A 17,533-nucleotide genomic window follows, 5' to 3' on the forward strand; every position below is an offset into this window, starting at 1 on the left:
ACATCGTGCCGCCTCAGGTCTCGGTGACGACGATGTATCCCGGCGCCTCGGCCGAGGTGGTGGAATCCACGGTCGCACAGCCCATCGAGTCGCAGGTCGTGGGCGTCGACAAGCTGCTCTACATGAAGAGCGTCAGCGGCAACGACGGCAGCTACACGCTCACCGGATCCTTCGAACTCGGCACCGATCCGGACATCAACGCCGTCAACGTCAACAACCGGGTCCAGATCGCCCTGGCCAAGCTGCCCGAGGACGTTCGCAAGCAGGGGATTACGGTCAAGAAGAAGTCGTCCGCCCTGCTCGGCGTGCTCGCGGTCTACTCGCCCAAGGGTGTTCAGGACCCGCTCTTCATCTCGAACTACGTCACCATCAACCTGCTCGACCGCATCAAGAGCACGCCCGGCGTCGGCGACGCGACCTTGTGGGGGCCGCAGGATTACGCGATGCGGGCCTGGGTGCGGACCGACCAGCTGACCGGGCTCAACCTCACCACGAGCGACGTGATCGACGCGATCAAGGCGCAGAACGTCCAGGCGCCCGTGGGGCGGATCGGTGCCCGGCCGATCTCCAACGCGCAGCAGCTTCAGCTCAGCATCCAGACCCAGGGACGGCTCACCTCGCCCGAGCAGTTCCAGAACATCGTCCTGCGCACGAACCCGGACGGCTCCCTGCTCCGCCTCGGCGACGTCGCCCGGATCGAACTGGGTGCGGCGAGCCTCGACCGTGAGACCCGGCTCAACGGCAGCCCGGCGACCGTCGTGGCGATCTACCAATCGCCGGGCGCCAACGCGATCGCGACGCTCAAGGAGGTCAAGGCCCGCGTCGCGGCGCTCGCCCCCTCCTTCCCGGAGGGGCTGGAGTGGAAGGTCACCTACGACCCGACGGCCTTCATCACCGAGACCGTCCACGAGGTGCAGAAGACCCTGATCGAGGCGTTCGTGCTCGTCGTGGTGGTGGTGTTCCTGTTCCTCGGCAGCCTGCGCGCGACGCTCATCCCGACGCTGGCCGTGCCTGTCAGCCTGATCGGGACCTTCATCGCCCTCAAGGCGGTGGGGTACTCGGCGAACTCCGTCTCGCTGCTCGCCATGGTGCTCGCCATCGGCATCGTGGTCGATGACGCCATCGTGGTCGTCGAGAACGTCGAGCGGGTGATGGAGGAGCATCCCGACCTCTCCCCGCGCGAGGCCACCAAGCGGGCGATGGCCGAGATCACGGCCCCGATCATCGCGATCACCCTGGTCCTGCTCTCGGTCTTCGTGCCGGTCGCCTTCGTGCCCGGCATCTCGGGGGAGCTGTTCCGCCAGTTCGCCGTGGCGGTCGCGGTCTCGATGTTCCTCTCGGCGATCAACGCGCTGACGCTCTCGCCCGCGCTCTGCGGGGTGCTGCTGCGGCCGCACCACGGCCCGCGCCGCGGGATCATGGGCTTCATCATGCGCGCGATCGACGGGGTGCGCGACGGCTACGGCGTGGCGGTCGCCCGCATCGTCCGCCTGTCGATCATCGGTGTCGTGCTGTCGCTCGCGGCGGCCTGGGGCACGGTCGAGCTGGCCAAGATCACGCCCACGGGCTTCCTGCCGGAGGACGATCAGGGCGCGTTCTTCGTGGTCGTGCAACTGCCCGAGGGCGCGTCCGTCGACCGGACCTCGGCGGTCGCGGCGCAAGCCGAGGCGATCCTGCGCGAGGAGCACGCGGTCGCGGACACGACCACGGTCGTCGGCCTCAACTTTATCGACAATTACTCGCAGGGCAGCGCCGCCTTCCAGGTGGTGACGCTCAAGCCCTTCGAGGAGCGGAAGGGCGCGGGCGACGGCGCCGCGGCGCTGATCGCGCGGCTCGGCCAGCGCTTCCGCGAGATCCCCGGCGGCACGGTCGTGCCGATCGCGCCGCCGCCGATCATCGGTCTCGGCACCGGCGGCGGCTTCGCCTACGTTCTGGAGGACCTGCGCGGCGGCGACCCGAAGGAGCTCGCGCAAGTCTTGCGCGGGCTCCTTGTCGCGGCGAACCAGGAGCCGAAGCTCAATCGCGTCTTCAGCACCTTCTCGGCGACGAACCCCTCAGTCTACCTCGATATCGACCGCAACAAGGTCCAGATCCTCGGGGTGTCGCTCGACGCCGTGTTCCAGGCGCTGCAGGCCTCGCTCGGCGGCTACTACATCAATGACATCAACCTGTTCGGCCGCGCGTGGCAGGTCCAGGTCCAGGCCGAGGCGACGGACCGCCAGAAGATCGACGACATCTACCGCATCAACGTGCGCAACAAGGACGGCGGGATGGTCCCGTTGCGCAGCCTCGCGGAGGCCCGCATCGTCGTCGGGCCGCCCGCGCTGATCCGGTACAACAACCTCCGCGCCGTGACGGTGCAGGGCGGCCCCGCGCCGGGCGTCTCCTCGGGCCAGGCGCTCGCGGCCATGGAGGCCGTCGCGGCGCGCACGCTGCCGGCAGGTTTCGGCGGGGAATGGACCGACACCGCTTTCCAAGAGAAGCGGGCAGAGGGCAAGACCGCGATCATCCTGGCCTTCGCGGTGCTGTTCGCCTTCCTGTTCCTGGTCGGCCTGTACGAGAGCTGGACCATCCCGGTGCCCGTGCTGCTCTCCGTGACGGTCGGCATCGTCGGCGCCTACGCGGCGATGGTCTGGGGCAACCTCACCCTCGATCTCTATGCGCAGATCGGCATGGTCGTGCTGATCGGCCTGGCCGCCAAGAACGGCATCCTCATCGTCGAGTTCGCCAAGGAGCAGCGCGAGAAGGGCATACCGCTGCGCGAGGCCGCGACCGAGGGGGCGCGCCTCCGCTTCCGCCCGGTGATGATGACGTCCTTCGCCTTCATCCTCGGGCTCCTCCCACTCGTGATCGCCACGGGCGCCTCGCAGCTCGCCCGGCGCGATGTCGGGACGCCCGTGTTCGGCGGCATGATCGCCGCATCGTTCCTCGGCATCTTCGTGATCCCGCCGCTCTACGTCGTATTCCAGGGCCTGCGCGAGCGGGCGTGGCGCCTCCTGAGCGGCGGGACCGGCAAGACGACCGACACGGCCGCGCAACCCGACGCGCCCGCCGGCACGCCGGGCCATCTCCCGGCGGAATAGCGGAGGTTTGGCCCCCATGGACGGTACGAATCAGGCACGCGCCGCTGAGGGGCGCGTCAATGACGAGCTACCCGGCKAGCGCAGCCGGCTCAAGCGCAATGCCTACGAGCGCGAGTTGCGGAAGCTCCAGGTGCAGCTCTGCCACCTCCAGGCCTGGGTCAAGGCGACCGGCGCACGGATCATCGTGGCGTTCGAGGGGCGCGACGCGGCTGGCAAGGGCGGCACCATCAAGGCGATCACCGAGCGGGTCAGCCCGCGCGTGTTCCGCGTCGTCGCCCTGCCGGCGCCGTCCGATCGCGAGAAGAGCCAGCTTTTCCTTCAGCGCTACATCGCGCACTTTCCGGCTGCGGGCGAGATCGTGATCTTCGACCGCAGCTGGTACAATCGTGCGGGTGTCGAGGCCGTCATGGGGTTTGCCGGCGAGGCCGAGCAGCGCCGCTTCCTGACCCTCTGTCCGCAAATCGAGCAGTTCATCGCCGGGAGCGGGATCCAGCTCATCAAGTTCTGGCTGGAGGTCGGCCGCCAGGAACAGAGGATCCGCTTCGAGGCCCGCATCAGTGATCCGCTCCGGCAGTGGAAGCTGAGCCCGATGGACCTGGAATCTTATCGGCTCTGGTATGATTATTCCCGCGCTCGCGACGCAATGCTTGCGGCAACCGATTCCGACGATCTCCCGTGGTATGTGGTGCGCTCCGACGACAAGCGCAGGGCGCGGCTGAACTGCATCGCGCACCTGCTGCATCTGATCCCCTACCGGGAGCTCAAGCCGGAGCCGGTTGCGCTGCCCAAGCGCTGCAAGAAGAACGCTTACGATGACATGCTGCGCGACCAGCGGTTCGTGCCGGAGCAGTACTGATCCGGCGGCGGGAGCCACCGTTCGCCGTCTGCACGGTGTTGCGGCGATAGAGGATCTCGATCGTGGACGCGACGCACTCAGGCCGGCTGGCGGCGGGACGCGGCCTGCAAAGGCGTGTTCACTCCCGTGAAGGCGCAGTCCCGGCTGCGCGTCGCAGTCGGACTTTGCCGTGAATCCTTTTTCGTCCCAGTATCGGAGTTCTCTGCATCGGGACCGAGCTAACTCTGATGGATCGGCCGGCAAGGTTCCTCGGAGAAATCCTCGCTCGGCCCCGAAAAAGGTCAGGGAGACTCTTACTAGGTTCGGAGCTGTTCCGGTGTCCCGTCCGATCAAGCAATAATTTATGGTTCAGATTAACTGGTGTCGGAGGCTGCGACTATGTCCCTGTCCGCCACGTTGCGCAGCGGCTTCTGCTTGACGGAGGCAGCCTTGGCCGAGCGCGTCCACGCAACCGAGAAAGCGCCCTTGACGAGGTTTGTCCCAGTCGACGACGTCAGGGCGATCCAGGTCGATCTCGCCGAACTCGGCGCCGGCTTCGGCAGCCTCATCGCCGAAGCCGGCCTCGATCCGCAGATAATCGATAGCCGCACGAAGCTCGTCCCGTTCACCGCAGTCGGCCGCCTCATCGCTCTGGCAGCCGATTGCCGGCAACTCGGACTCCTCATCGGGGAGCGCGTCACGCTGGCCTCGCGGTGGCTCCGCGGCTCGATGCTGTGCAACTGCGACACGGTCGGGGACGCTCTGCAGGCCCTCAAGGCTCATCTGTGCGTACAGGACCGGGGCGGCGCGGTCGGGCTGGGCGTCTTCGACGAGATCGCCGTATTCAGCTACACCCCGTATGAGCTCGAGGTTGCCGGAGCCGCCCTCCGTTCCGAGCGGGCCCTGGCCAAGGTGACCAACGTTCTGCGGGCGCTCTGCGGGCCCCGATGGGCGCCGCTGGAGGTGCTGCTGCCGCGCTCCGCGCCGGATGACAGCACGCCATACGGTGCGTTCTTCCGCGCGCCCGTCCGGTTCGATCAGGAAATGACCGCCCTGATTTTTCCGGCGCCCCTCGTGCAGCAGACGATCGCCGGCGCGGACCCGGCCGTTCGCCGACGGGTGGAGGAGCGGATCCGCCGGATCGAGGTCGCCCAGCCCGCCAAGCTCACCGACGAGCTCCGCCACTATCTCCATGCTACGGTGATTAAGCAGCGCTGCAAGGCGGAGCAGATAGCGCGCCTGCGGCTGGTGAACCGCCGCACCCTGAGCCGCCGCCTGAGGGCCGAGGGCACGAGCTTCAGGCAGCTCACCAACGAGGTCCATTTCGCGGTGGCCAAGCAGCTTTTGGCCGACACGAGCATGAACCTGACGCAGATTTCGGCGGCCCTGAACTTCTCCGAGCTTGCCGCCTTCACGCATGCCTTTCGGCGCTGGTCGGGCATGGCGCCCAGCACATGGYGGAAGGAGAAGCGATCGGAGACGAACAGCCCCGTCGACAGTGACAAGCCTCAGGCGGGTTAGAGGAGGGACAAGGGATGCGCCAACCCGCTCGCATCTTGGTCTGCGCCCTCATCCTGTTCGCCGGCGCCGCGCGCGCGCAGGAAGCCCGCCCGCTGATCGCGATGCAGGCGGATTCGCACATGCAGATGGCCGCGGCGTCGCTGATCCCGACCCTCCGGGGACGGTGGCTCCACGCCGATCACAAACTCGTCGTGGGGCGCGTGCAGGATGTCAGGGTCTCGCAGGACGGCCATACGCTGATCGGCGTGGTCGCCCGCCGACGATGGCTCGGTGGCGGGGAGATCGGCATCCCGGTCCCAAAGCTGCATCAGTTCAACAATGACCTGATCGTCAGCGGCACAGGCGAAGATATCCGGCAAGCTCCCGTGATCGGGCCTTGAGAAAGGCTCTTCAGCTGAGCGCCATGGTTTTTCCAGGACCGCAACCTGGGCGCACGCCGACTGCGGCGCCGCCGGCAAAGCTGACTGCCCGACCTTTTTTAACGGCTTGACGAGAGTTGTTGAGATGACCATCGCCAACATCCTGGTTTCACTTGACCTTGGCGCGGCAGCCGCTACCCGCGTCCACCTTTCGGCGCATCTCGCGAAGCGCTTCGAGGCCATGCTGACCGGTGTCGCTGCGCGCAAGATTCCAAATCCTGGCCCCGGCCACGACCTGGCTGAGATTCAGGCGGACTATAACGAGGAGCAAGCCAAGCTCGCGAGGGATTTGGAGCGATGCCGGGATCTTTTCGAGCAGAATTCCGGCGCGGATGTCCCGACCAGCTGGTTACAAGCGGAGGCCAACGCGGCAGACTTTCTGGTGCGGTAGGCGCTGGCTGCGGACGTCGTTGTCGTCGGGCGCGAGAGTGATGAAGGCATCGGCGAGATGAGCGCCCTGCCCGGCGCGGTCCTGATGGAAGTCGGGCGTCCGGTCCTGATGACTCCACCCGGCTCGGATGACCTCAGGGCCGAACGGATCGTCGTCGCTTGGAAAGATGCGCCGGAGGCACGTCGCGCGGTCTCGGCTGCGCTGCCTTTCCTCCGTCGCGCGAAGCACGTCTCCGTCGTCAGTGCGGGCGAGGAATCCCGATCCGATGGTGTCGGCCGCGTCGCGGAGTTTCTGACCCGTCACGGCGCATAGGTCAGCCAGCACCTGTTGGATGCGACCGCTCGGAATGTCGCGGATGAAATCCTGCGCTTCGTAGACCAAGCGGATGCGGATCTTGTGGTTATGGGCGGATATGGCCGGTCCCGATTGCGGGAATGGTTGTTCGGCGGCGTCACGCGCGACTTCTTGAAACGTTCGTCGGTCTGCTGCCTGATGAGCCACTGATGACCAGTTCGCGGCGTATACACCGCCGGTTATCGCCCGACGACAGCGGCGGCCGGTCTACGGGGCACGCGACTGCCACGCGCGCCGCAGGCGCGCGCCGCGATGCAGGCGGACCCGTAGGTGCGGGCCGATCAGCCTCTCGAAGGCGTAAGCGACCTGCTTATACTCCTCTCCGCACGTCGCGGCCCGCTCGCTCGGCAGATAGCCCTTTGCAACGATGTCGGGGTAGCGGCGGGGATCGGAGCCGTAGGCGAGGCAGACGAGGCTGTAGAATCTCTGCCACGACAGGCCGTGCACGTTGGCGAAACTGCTTCTGTCGATCGCTTCCTGCCGCCCCAGCGTCACGAAGAAGTACCCGCTCCCGCCGATGAGATCCCGCGCCTGCGCAGGGGCGAGGTGGAGCAGGAGGAGGGCTGCGAGTTGATCGGCTGCATCCTCCTCGCGCCCGAAGATCGGGACGCGCAGCAGGTGGAACAGGGCATGTCCGGTCTCGTGGACGAGGATCTGGGCCACCGGCCCGCGGATCGCCTGCTCCTGGGTGACGCCGGCCGCAGAGGCCTCGCGCGGCGCGAGAGCGACGATGCCCGCGACCAACTCGTAGCACATCGTGACGGCGCGGCTTTCGGGATCGTACCAGGCGTTCGCCTCGCCGCCGCACCCCTTCACCCGGAGCGTCAAACGACCGGGGAGCCGGACCAGACGAACGACCGCGCCGAGTCGCTCCAACACGCGCTGCCGCCGCAGTCTCCGGTAGATCTCGCGATGCGCGGGGTCGGTAGGCTGCACGTAGGTCACGACGACGCCGCCGCGGCCGTGCCGCGCAGGCGTGGCATGGACGGGAGCAACCAATAAAAGGAGGAGGGCCGTCAGTAGGACCCTGGGGATCGCCCGACGACCGACGCGGTTGACCATGGCGCCGTCCTGTCCCGGTCCTCTAAGCCCAGAAACCACCCTCGCCTGAAGGCGCTGTGCTATGTCCATGATGCGCACCCGGTGGAAGAAGACTCTGTGGGTGGTTAGATCTGCTCGGGTTGTGGTGCGACGGTTCGGATCCGAGATGCGGCTCGATGCGGGGTCGCCGGAATGGTCCCGCCAGACGCCACGCCGCATTGCAGTGACAATCTAAATTGCAGTCGCCTTCATTTTGAACTAGATTGCCGGATGACAGATTAAGACATTTTTCCAACGAGATAGTCATCTGTCCCAAACGATCAAGCGGCGTGTATTCATCCCATTATAGCTTCTGATGGTCGCAGCTTCCAATCAGGTTCACGCCTCGGCGGGGTCTGGCGGGTAGTGCGGCAGGATTGGAAACTGTCGTCCGTTCGTCTGGAATCGCCGATTCAAGGACGAGCGACCGGATAGGGAAACATCCTATGGCCGATTGGCTCGTCAGGACCTTTCAGACCTATCCCGAGCTGGCGATTTTCCTGTCCCTTGCGATCGGATTTGCAATCGGCCCTCGAAAAATCGCGGGCTTCAGCCTCGGGAACGTCACCGCGACCCTGCTCGCCGCGGTCGCCATCGGTCAGCTGGGGATCGCCATCTCACCCAACGTCAAATCGACCTTCTTCATCCTGTTCATCTTCGCCGTCGGATACGGGGTCGGACCGCAATTCGTGAGCGGCCTGACCAAAGAGGGTCCGCGGCAGATCGGCTTCTCGCTCGTTGTCCTGGTCCTCTGCCTGCTCTCGCCCGTGCTCTGCGCGAAGCTCGCTGGCCTCGATCTCGGATACGCCGCGGGGTTGTACGCCGGCTCGCAGACCATCTCCGCCTCGATTGGTGTCGCATCCGACCAGATCTCGCGGCTCGACATGCCGGCCGACCAAGCCAAGACCTATCTCGATCAGATCCCGATCGGTTACGCAGTCACCTATATTTTCGGCACGATTGGGTCAGCGATCATACTAGCGCAGCTCGGACCGAAGCTGATCGGCGTCGATCTGGAGAAGGCCTGCAAAGACTACGAGCAGACGATGGGCGGCCAAGTGAGCGAGGGAGGCCTCATCTCGGCGATCCGCCACATCGAGTTACGGGCGTACCGGGTACCCGACGACGACAGTATCGTCGGCCGTCCGGTGCGGGACATATGGCCGGGGATGCGCGTCTTCGTTGAGCGCGTTCGGCGCGGCGATCAGATCATCGAGGCCGATGGCGAGACCATGCTGCGGCCGGACGACGTCGTCGCGGTCTCCGGTCATCGCGAGCGCCTCGTCGATACCCTCAATCCCATGCTGGAGGAGGTCCAGGACCGGGAGCTCCTCAACGTTCCGGCAGAAGTTGTCGACGTTCTCGTAACGAATCGAGCCATCGCCGGCAAGAATCTCGAGGAGCTGGCGACCCACGATTGGGCGCGCGGCGTCTATCTTCGCAAGATCATGCGAAACATGGTCGAACTCCCGGTGTTGCCCCGGACCGAGATCCTGCGCGGCGACATCCTGACGCTTGCCGGAGGCCACCGGCACGTCGAAGCGGCGATCGGGCACCTCGGCTACCCGGACAGGACGGTTGAGACGACCGATATCGCTTTTCTTGCCATGGGCATCGTCCTCGGGGGGGCTCGTCGGCGCGCTGAGCTACAAGATCGGCGGCATCCCGATCAGCCTGTCGACCTCCGGCGGCGCCTTGCTGGCCGGCTTGGTGCTCGGTTGGCTGCGGACGGTCCGTCCGATCTTCGGGCGCATCCCGGGGCCGGCCCTGTGGCTACTGAACACGCTGGGCCTCAACGTGTTCATCGCCGTCGTCGGCATCAGCGCCGGTCCGGGCTTCGTGGCGGGTGTCCAGGCTGTGGGCCTGAGTCTTCTTCTCTGGGGCGCACTGGCGACCGCTATCCCGATGGTCCTGTCGGTCTACATCGGCCGGTACATCTTCAAGTTCCACCCTGCCATCCTGTTCGGTGCCTGCGCGGGCGTACGGACCACCACCGCGGCCCTCGGCATGGTCCAGGAAGCCGCCAAGAGCAAGATCCCAGCTCTTGGCTACGGCATGCCCTACGCCATCGGCAACACCGTACTTACCATCTACGGAATGGTAATCGTGCTCATCTTTTCTTGAGACCCCCCGAAGCGCCGGAGTATTGTCATGACAGGATCATTCGATCTACAGGACTTCGAGTCGCTTAGCCCCTTCGAGATCAAGGACGAGCTGATCAAACTGGCAAAGGACACGTCTCGCCGAACACAATCGGCCTTTCTCAATGCGGGACGAGGTAACCCGAACTGGGTCGCCACGACGCCACGCGACGCCTTTTTCCTCCTCGGCCAATTCGCGATGACCGAAAGCCGGCGCGTGATGAGCCACCCCGCCGGGCTCGGCGGCATGCCGCAGGCAACCGGCAGTGCCGAACGCCTGGACGCGTGGCTGCATCAGCACGCCGATCAACCGGGCGCCGACTTCCTGACCGCCCTCGTTCCCTACGCGACGACAACGTTCGCCTTCGAGCCGGACGCCTTCGTGCACGAACTCGTCGACTCGATCGTCGGAGACAACTACCCTGTTCCCGATCGGATGCTCGTGCACAACGAGCGCATCGTGCACGAATACCTGATGTGGGCAATGTGCGGGTCGCGTAAGCCGCCGGGCCGGTTCGATCTCTACGCGGTCGAAGGCGGAACGGCGGCGATGTGCTACCTGTTCAAGTCGCTCAAGGCCAACCGGCTTCTGATGCCGGGCGACACGATCGCCCTCGGCACGCCGATCTTCACGCCTTATCTCGAGATGACGCATCTCGAGGACTACGCCCTCGACGTTGTCCACATCAAGGCGCCGCAGGAGAACAAATTTCAGTACACGGACGCCGAGATCGACAAGCTCCTCGATCCCAAGGTCAAGGCCTTCTTCGTGGTCAACCCCGGCAACCCGACCGGGATGGCCCTGAGCCCCGAGACGATCGCCAAAATCACCGCATTGGTCAGGGACAAGCGACCCGATCTGATGATCCTGACCGATGACGTCTACGGCACGTTCGTACATGATTTCCGATCGCTCATGGCAGAGCTGCCGCACAACACCATCGGCGTCTACTCTTTCTCCAAGTACTTCGGCTGCACCGGCTGGCGGCTCGGCGCGATCGCGATCCATGAGGATAATATCTTCGACAGGGCCATCGCGAAGCTGCCGCCCGAGGTCACCGCCGATCTCGACAAGCGCTACGGGCCGCTGACACTGGAGCCCCGCAAGCTCAAGTTCATCGACCGCATCGTCGCCGACAGTCGTGACATCGCGCTCAACCACACCGCCGGCCTGTCCCTGCCGCAGCAAGTGATGATGAGCCTGTTCTCGCTCGCCGAGCTGATGGACGAGAACAAGATCTATCAGGACGCATGCATGGAGATCGTCAACCGGCGCGCTTGGTCGATGATCGAGGGACTCGGCCTTCAGCTCACGCCCAACCCGAATTACGATGCCTATTATGGGCTGATCGATTTCGAGTTCTGGGCTCGCAAGAACATCGGCGAAGAGGCTGTGGCCTACCTGAAGCGCAACGTCCATCCCCTCGACCTCGCCTTCCGGCTTGCCGAGGTCCACGGCATCGTGCTGCTCAACGGCGGCGGCTTCGAAGCCCCCGACTGGTCCCTGCGGGTGTCCCTCGCCAACCTGCCCGACGAGGCTTACGCCGATATCGGACGCGGCGTCCGTGCCGTCGCGCGCGGGTATCGGGATGCCTACGAGGCTGCCAAGCGCGCCGCCCCGGCGGAGATCGAGGTCGAGCACGTCCCGGCTGAGTGACCTGCCCGATGTTCCGGTGTCGGGATCGCGCGGGTCCCGGGCCTGTTGATCGCATTTCCTGTCCGCACCGGCATGGTCGAGGCGCCGACGATGGCTTTCGTTGATGGAGCGAATGCCGCGATCGGCCTCCCGACGGCCCGGCTCCACTCGTCCCCAGGCAGCCGCTGCGCGTGGCGCGTGCTCGCGGCGGCGCTGCTCTGCCTGGGGGCGCAGGGTGCCGTAGCACGGACAATCTACGTTACGCCGGCGGGGTCGGGACCGGGATACGGTGCGGACGGCCGGATGGTCGCCCCGCAGACGCAAGCCTTCTCGACTGCGGCGATGCGGGGACTAAGCCCGGGCGACGTCGTCCAACTCCTCGCCGACAATCCGGATCCGGCCGTTGCGGCGCTCTACCGAGAGCGGATCGTGTTGTCCGGCCTTGGACAGCGAGACGCGCTGCCGATCCTGGTTAAGGGGCTCGGTCAGCGCACCCGGCTGGTCGGACGCACGGTCGCGGAGATACGCGGCTGCCCGATGCCCGAGGACGACGTCGAGCAGGCCTGCGGCGGCCTCGCGATGGCCCTTGCGGCCCCCCGGGCTCCGGATCTGCTCGGCGCTCTGACCACGCCGACCGCGACCGACGAGCGCGAGCGCAGCCGCCGCTCGCGGCTCGCCATACCGATCGGTCGTGCGGGGCGGCTGGCAGAGGCAGCCTGCCTCGATATCGAGCGGGCTGACGGCGTCACGATCGAGGATCTGACCTTTGACGGATGCTGGCTCGCGGCGGTCCGCGCGATTGGCAGCCGCCGCGTCACGCTGCGTCGCTCGCTCGTGATCGGAAGCAGCTACGGTCTGGCGGCACGCGGCAGCCCGGAGCACCCTGCCGATTCTCTCGTGGTCGAGGACGTGACATGGGTGCAGGACGCGAGCGGCTTCGACGCCGCGGCCCTGACGCGCGAGGGGCCGTTCCGCTGCGCCGACGGCCGCGTCAGCCCGCTCGGCTGCCCGGGGCTGCTCTGGCGGAGCATTCCTTGGGGCGTGAGCCACCACGGCGCCTATGATCACTTCAACGGCGCGCTCCTCGGCGCAACCGATGTGCGGGGGCCGATCATCTTTCGCCGCAACAGTGTCGTTTCGGCCTACAATGGCGTGCGGCTGAAGGCGGCCGCCTGCGATGACCGCAAGGCTGCGGATCTCTCACCGGAGACCTGCCCGTTCAATCAGGACATCTGGATCTACGACAACCTGTTCGCTTACGTGCGCGACAACCCCGTCGAACTGGAGACTTGGGCGACGGACGTTCGGATCTACCGCAACCGGATCGTCAATGCCCACGCGTGGTTCTCGTTCGACGAGATGGGCGGCGGCCCCATCTACATCTATGGCAATCGCGGCTGGTTCGACGACGTCCCCGCGACCGCCTTGCCGGATCGTTCACCGTTCCCGCCGCCCTGCACACGCCATCCCGTCGACAAACCGGCCGCCGGGGGGGCGTTCGATCCGAAGCTGGACCGCCGGTACGACTTCCCGCGCGCCCGCTGGCTTCCGGTGGGCGTCGAGAGCATCGGTCCGGGCGGTGCCGTCTCCTGGATGGATCCCCTCGACCAGACCTGTGAGGCAAGCCTCCAGGGCCGCGTCGTCAAGCTCGCGCTCCCGCCGCGGGATGCGGAGCCCGGGACCTACCGCTATGCGGAGCGCGGCGCGATCTACCTGTTCAACAACAGCTGGTACCTGCGCTCGCCCGTGACCGGGATCGGCGCGGCCGCCAATGTCAGGCATTGGAACAACGCCCTGCTGTTCTGCGAGGACGGCGTGCCCGGCTACGATAAGGAAGTGTGCCGGCCGAGACCCGAGACGTTCGATGTGAGCACCTGCGGACGCGGCGTCGTCGGTGGGGACGGCCTCGCCCGCTATCTCGGCGAAGCCGGAACGCTGCCGTTCTTCGACTGCTTCCGGTGGCTGCCCGTCGACGAGTCCGGACGCGATCTCCCGGCGCTCGCGAGCGTCTTCGATTACGATGTCAGCAGCAACGGCTTTCCGATCGCGCTCCAGCGCGAGCACGGGATCGAGTCCCACGGGCGTACCGGCAATCCGGGCTTCACGGCACCCGAGCGCGGGGACTTTCGGCTCATCCCGGGCGCGCTGGCGGCAACGTCGGGATGCACGGTGACGGAGATTTCAAATCATGATCTCGTCTGCGCGGAAACGACAGGAGGACAGGCATTCGCCGGTGCATTCGGCCCTGACGGCCACCTCTATGAGGGACCCGCTTCAGCGCGATTTCGACTGCCGGAATAGGTCGCGCCTGTAGGGTTCGGCGCACCCCGGTCCTGCCTGTACGCGGGCTGACCGACGCGTGGTTCTATGCCTGATGAAGTCAGGCGTATTGCCTAGGCGCGGCGCCCTATCCTCCGCTTGAGGCGCCGTTCGGAAATCGGCAGGTCTCTATCAGGCGAGGCGGCGCACGAACGTGGCCTCTGCCGCCGGTCGAACACGCTAATAAGCGTCAAGGCTCGCAGCAGGACTTCTTAGACCCCAATGGGGCGGATTGCCGGGCCGTTCCGGAACGGGCGTGCTTCCGGCGAGCCTCCTGGGTGACGCACGCACCGGTCGGGTCCAGATGTCACGCGGGACTGGTTCGAGCCACGCCGGAACTGAACTCGCATCGTGCCTCATCGAAATGACGCGACGGGAGGCGGCAACATGTTCAAGACGTTGGCGGCATGTCTGATGTTGCTGATCCTGGTCGCCCCATCTCCTGTTCTCGGGCGAGGGAAATTCTCAATTTCACATCAAGCGGCGGAGGTCGAGTCCCTGGTCAACAAGGCCTCCGACGTTCTAGTGGAACGGGGCAGCGAAGCCTTTGCGGACTTCAGGACGAAAGGCAGCTCTTGGCGATACGCGGATGTCTACCTGTTCGTGGTCGACATGAACGGCATCGTGCTGTTCAACGCCGCTCGCCTGGACCGCGAAGAACGGGACTTCCTCGACGACCGCGATGCTGACGGAAAGCGGTTCCACAGAGACTTCATCCAAGTCGTCAAGACGTTTGGCTCCGGCTGGGTCGGTTACATGTTCCCCAAGCCCGGACAGTCCCATGCCCACGTGAAGTGGAGCTACATCTGCGCGACGCGCGTCGACGGCGTCGACGCACTCGTGGGGGCGGGTGTCTATGTCGATTGACGCCGCCATCGTCCCCGACGGAACGGCGAGGACAGGAGATGAGCTCATCGGCGCAGCCGCAAGGTTTTCAAAGGTCTGATATGATCTCGTAAGTGATGCCTCGTCGATGACATCCCGGGCGGCTGCCAAGCGGCGGCAGGAGCCTGTCCCCTTTCACAACTGACCTTATCCGATGCAGACGGGCCGCTTTCGGCCAGACTACGTCAGATCGGAATGCCGTCGCACGTAGAACCGGACCGTGGGTTTCGCGCCCTTCCCGGTCATTCCGGGACCGTCGGACGCTCCTCCCGTGCTGACATTCATGCGACCGCTTCGATCCGGAGCCATTCGCATAACGGGCGGAACACTGTTAGCGAAATCGCAGTCATGCAGCGAGAGCGGCAGAGCGTGAGGTGCGCGTCGTGCCAACTGAGCGTTCGGCGAACCGCACGGCGAGTCGGTAGAGGTTGAGTGCCGCGGCGATGGCAACGGCTCTGCACGCTGGTAGGGTTCTCGCGCGCCCCGACGGCCTGTGAGCACAACCAGCTGCTCGTCAACTGCTTCGGACCCCCGTCGAACCAAAAAAGAGAGCGCGGCGGCAGCGGTCTTTCTGTGTCTCGGCTCCGAGTTTGCGACGCGTCCGAGGCTCATGCCCGCAGCCGCAAATTCCCGTAGTAAAGACCCTGTTGATCAAGCAGGCCGTCCGGAACAGTGATCTACCTCCAGAACGGCTGCGGTCCCGGGGCAGATGAAGCTTCGCTCTCGTCACGCCCGCGGCGCGGCAGACCTTGTGCCGCGGACGGATAATCTCGCCTCTCCCGCGCCATGACTCGCCGGAGTCCGATCACGACCGAGGCGCACCGGGGGCGATACGGGGCTGAACCGAGGGAGATGACCATGCTGTGCCGTCATGTGTCCGGACTCTTCGTCCTCGCCGCGTTGACTTTGGTCCCGCTGGGCGCCGCTCGGGCCGCCCCCTTGAGCTATCTCCGACCCGCGGTCCAGGCGACCGCGGTGTCCGATCGGCTGGTCATCAAGACCGTGACGGCGGTCGGGATGGCACACCGGTCGGCTCGCAGGACGGCCCGGCGCGTCAGCCGGCGTCACGCGTACTGACATCCGCTCCGTCTCCTCGGAACAGACCGATGACGGACACCTTGGCCCGGGCTGTCGCCCGGACGCTCTACCCGGATAGGAGGCCGATATGCAGAAGCGCTTGATTCCCATGGCTGCCGTCTTCGTGCTCGCCGGAGGCCCGTTGGCCTTGGCGGAGGACGTGTCCCGCACCGGCGCRCTCGSTGAGACTGGAAAGCTGACCCAGACGGACTTCAAGGCCCTGACCGATGCCCGGATCGGGGTGGTGAAGGCCGCCCTCCARCTCACGCCCGACCAGCAGAAGTACTGGCCGGCCATCGAGGAGGCCATCCGCACGCGCGCCGATGCGCGCTACACCCGGCTGTCCAACCTGCAGGGACGSGCCGCTGCCCAGCGCGCCGACCCCGACCCGCTCCGSCTTATGCGCGAGCGGGCCGAGATCATGGACGAGCGCGCCAACGGGCTCAAGAAGCTCGCGGATGCCTGGCAGCCGCTCTACCAGACCCTCTCTCCAGATCAGAAGAGCCGGATGCGCGTGGTCGTCACCCGGGTCATCGGGGGATTGCGGGACGCCGCAGAGAATCGCCGCAAGGAGCTCATGGACGATGACGACGACGACGAGGGCTGAGTGAGCATTCGCCTCACCCGCCTCTAGGGCGGGTGAGGCGACGTAGACGGTGACCGAAAGCAGGGGCGCGGGTCCCGCCAGGGTTGGCCGCGCTGTCCAATGTTGCCGACGCCCCGAAGCCCTGGAGGCGGGACGATGCCACGGCCGCTTGCCCTCGCCGGGTTAGCCTTCACCCTGATGATCAGCGCCTCCCGGGCCGATACGGGCAGCCCGATCCGGACCGTCTACCAGGTTCCGAAGGCCGCGCAGGCACAGGAGATATACCGGGAGATGCGCGCACGCCGCGTCCTTGAGGGCTTGCGCGAGATCGTCGGTATGGTCCGGCTGCCGCGGGCCATGACCTTGCGCCTGTCCGAGTGCGACGGCGAGAGCAACGCTTGGTACGAGCCCAAGACCCGCTCGGTCACGGTCTGCTACGAATACATCCAGGATGTGCGCGATCGAGCACGCAGGGCCCCGTCCCTCGGCAGCCTGTCGCTTCACGATGCCGTTTCCGGCCCAGTCGCGCAGGTCTTCCTGCACGAGACCGGGCATGCCCTGTTCGACCTGCTGGACGTACCTGTGCTCGGCCGCGAGGAAGACGCCGCCGACCAGTTCGCCGCGCTCGTCCTGCTCCGCCTGAAGCCGGCCCAGGCCCGACAGATCATCGCGGGCAGCTCCATCCTGTTCATCAGCTACGGCGCGGAGGACAAGCAGGAGAAAGCCACCTACGCCGATGATCACGGGCTGTTTTACCAGCGCCTCTACAACCTGCTTTGCCTCGCATACGGCTCGGACCGGCGCGCCTTCGGCTACCTTGTGGAGCGCGGCGACCTGCCCAAGGAGCGGGCAGAGAACTGCAGGGGTGAGTATGGCCTGGCGGTGCATGCCATGGACAGGCTGTTTCGAAATCATCTCCAGGGCGGCAAGATGGGGCGCGAACGGATAAGGCGGGGCTTTCGCTGGCTCTACTGAGCGCAGACGCGCAGCACAGGCCAGACTTCCTCCGGCACCGCTTCTCGCCACGGCCCGGTGTCTCCGTTGGCCGGTTGGATGAGGCCGCCGGGGACAGAGGCTGCATTGGGTCACGCCAGGGTGGCCACACCCGTAGGACGCTGGCGCGACCGCTCAGTAGGGCACACAGCCGCCGTAATTCGCGTCGTAGTAGCTGTAGGCGCCACACCCGCCGCCGTAGTAGCGGTGCGC

11 protein-coding genes and 2 pseudogenes are annotated in these 17,533 nt (G+C 66.0%); 12 read left to right on the forward strand and 1 reads right to left on the reverse strand.

Annotation, left to right across the window (positions count from 1 at the left end):
- The 5 genes and pseudogenes from AC1DXK_RS26105 to AC1DXK_RS26125 all read left to right on the forward strand — a co-directional run.
- The coding region (locus AC1DXK_RS26105; RefSeq protein ID WP_477299425.1) for an efflux RND transporter permease subunit at positions 1–3,083 on the forward strand (3,083 nt) is incomplete at its 5' end.
- Between the two features lie 16 nt (positions 3,084–3,099).
- Positions 3,100–3,939, forward strand: coding sequence for a polyphosphate kinase 2 (gene ppk2, locus AC1DXK_RS26110; protein WP_477299426.1), 840 nt, complete (start codon positions 3,100–3,102; stop codon positions 3,937–3,939).
- 429 nt (positions 3,940–4,368) lie between these two features.
- A complete protein-coding gene (locus AC1DXK_RS26115; RefSeq protein WP_477299427.1) occupies positions 4,369–5,439 on the forward strand; it encodes an AraC family transcriptional regulator in 1,071 nt (356 codons plus the stop codon).
- Between the two features lie 14 nt (positions 5,440–5,453).
- Positions 5,454–5,819, forward strand: coding sequence for a PRC-barrel domain containing protein (locus AC1DXK_RS26120; protein ID WP_477299428.1), 366 nt, complete (start codon positions 5,454–5,456; stop codon positions 5,817–5,819).
- A 124-nt stretch (positions 5,820–5,943) separates the two neighbouring features.
- A pseudogene (locus AC1DXK_RS26125) lies at positions 5,944–6,753 on the forward strand (universal stress protein).
- Positions 6,754–6,810: 57 nt separating this feature from the next.
- Here AC1DXK_RS26125 and AC1DXK_RS26130 read toward each other — a convergent pair.
- Positions 6,811–7,665 carry a DUF4344 domain-containing metallopeptidase gene (locus AC1DXK_RS26130; protein WP_457107787.1) on the reverse strand — a complete coding sequence of 285 codons (855 nt, stop codon included), beginning with the start codon at positions 7,663–7,665 and terminating at the stop codon, positions 6,811–6,813.
- 464 nt (positions 7,666–8,129) lie between these two features.
- Here AC1DXK_RS26130 and AC1DXK_RS26135 point away from each other — a divergent pair.
- From AC1DXK_RS26135 to AC1DXK_RS26165, 7 genes and pseudogenes are all read left to right on the forward strand, one after another.
- Positions 8,130–8,906 (forward strand): annotated as a pseudogene (locus tag AC1DXK_RS26135) (aspartate-alanine antiporter-like transporter); the annotation flags it as partial.
- Positions 8,907–9,285: 379 nt separating this feature from the next.
- Positions 9,286–9,807 (forward strand): aspartate-alanine antiporter-like transporter, encoded by a 522-nt coding sequence (locus AC1DXK_RS26140; protein ID WP_457107788.1) that lies wholly within the window; start codon positions 9,286–9,288, stop codon positions 9,805–9,807.
- A 27-nt stretch (positions 9,808–9,834) separates the two neighbouring features.
- Positions 9,835–11,481: a bifunctional aspartate transaminase/aspartate 4-decarboxylase gene (locus tag AC1DXK_RS26145; protein ID WP_457107789.1), complete on the forward strand. Its 1,647-nt coding sequence runs from the start codon at positions 9,835–9,837 to the stop codon at positions 11,479–11,481.
- Between the two features lie 90 nt (positions 11,482–11,571).
- The gene (locus AC1DXK_RS26150) at positions 11,572–13,761 is read left to right on the forward strand and encodes a hypothetical protein (protein WP_457107790.1); all 2,190 of its coding nucleotides are present in this window, start codon (positions 11,572–11,574) and stop codon (positions 13,759–13,761) included.
- A 405-nt stretch (positions 13,762–14,166) separates the two neighbouring features.
- Positions 14,167–14,646: a cache domain-containing protein gene (locus AC1DXK_RS26155; RefSeq protein ID WP_457107791.1), complete on the forward strand. Its 480-nt coding sequence runs from the start codon at positions 14,167–14,169 to the stop codon at positions 14,644–14,646.
- 1,183 nt (positions 14,647–15,829) lie between these two features.
- Positions 15,830–16,348 carry a Spy/CpxP family protein refolding chaperone gene (locus AC1DXK_RS26160; RefSeq protein WP_477299429.1) on the forward strand — a complete coding sequence of 173 codons (519 nt, stop codon included), beginning with the start codon at positions 15,830–15,832 and terminating at the stop codon, positions 16,346–16,348.
- Positions 16,349–16,483: 135 nt separating this feature from the next.
- Positions 16,484–17,302 carry a DUF4344 domain-containing metallopeptidase gene (locus AC1DXK_RS26165; protein ID WP_457104585.1) on the forward strand — a complete coding sequence of 273 codons (819 nt, stop codon included), beginning with the start codon at positions 16,484–16,486 and terminating at the stop codon, positions 17,300–17,302.
- Positions 17,303–17,533: the final 231 nt, after the last annotated feature.

Source organism: Methylobacterium sp. P3_A11 (assembly GCF_056403155.1).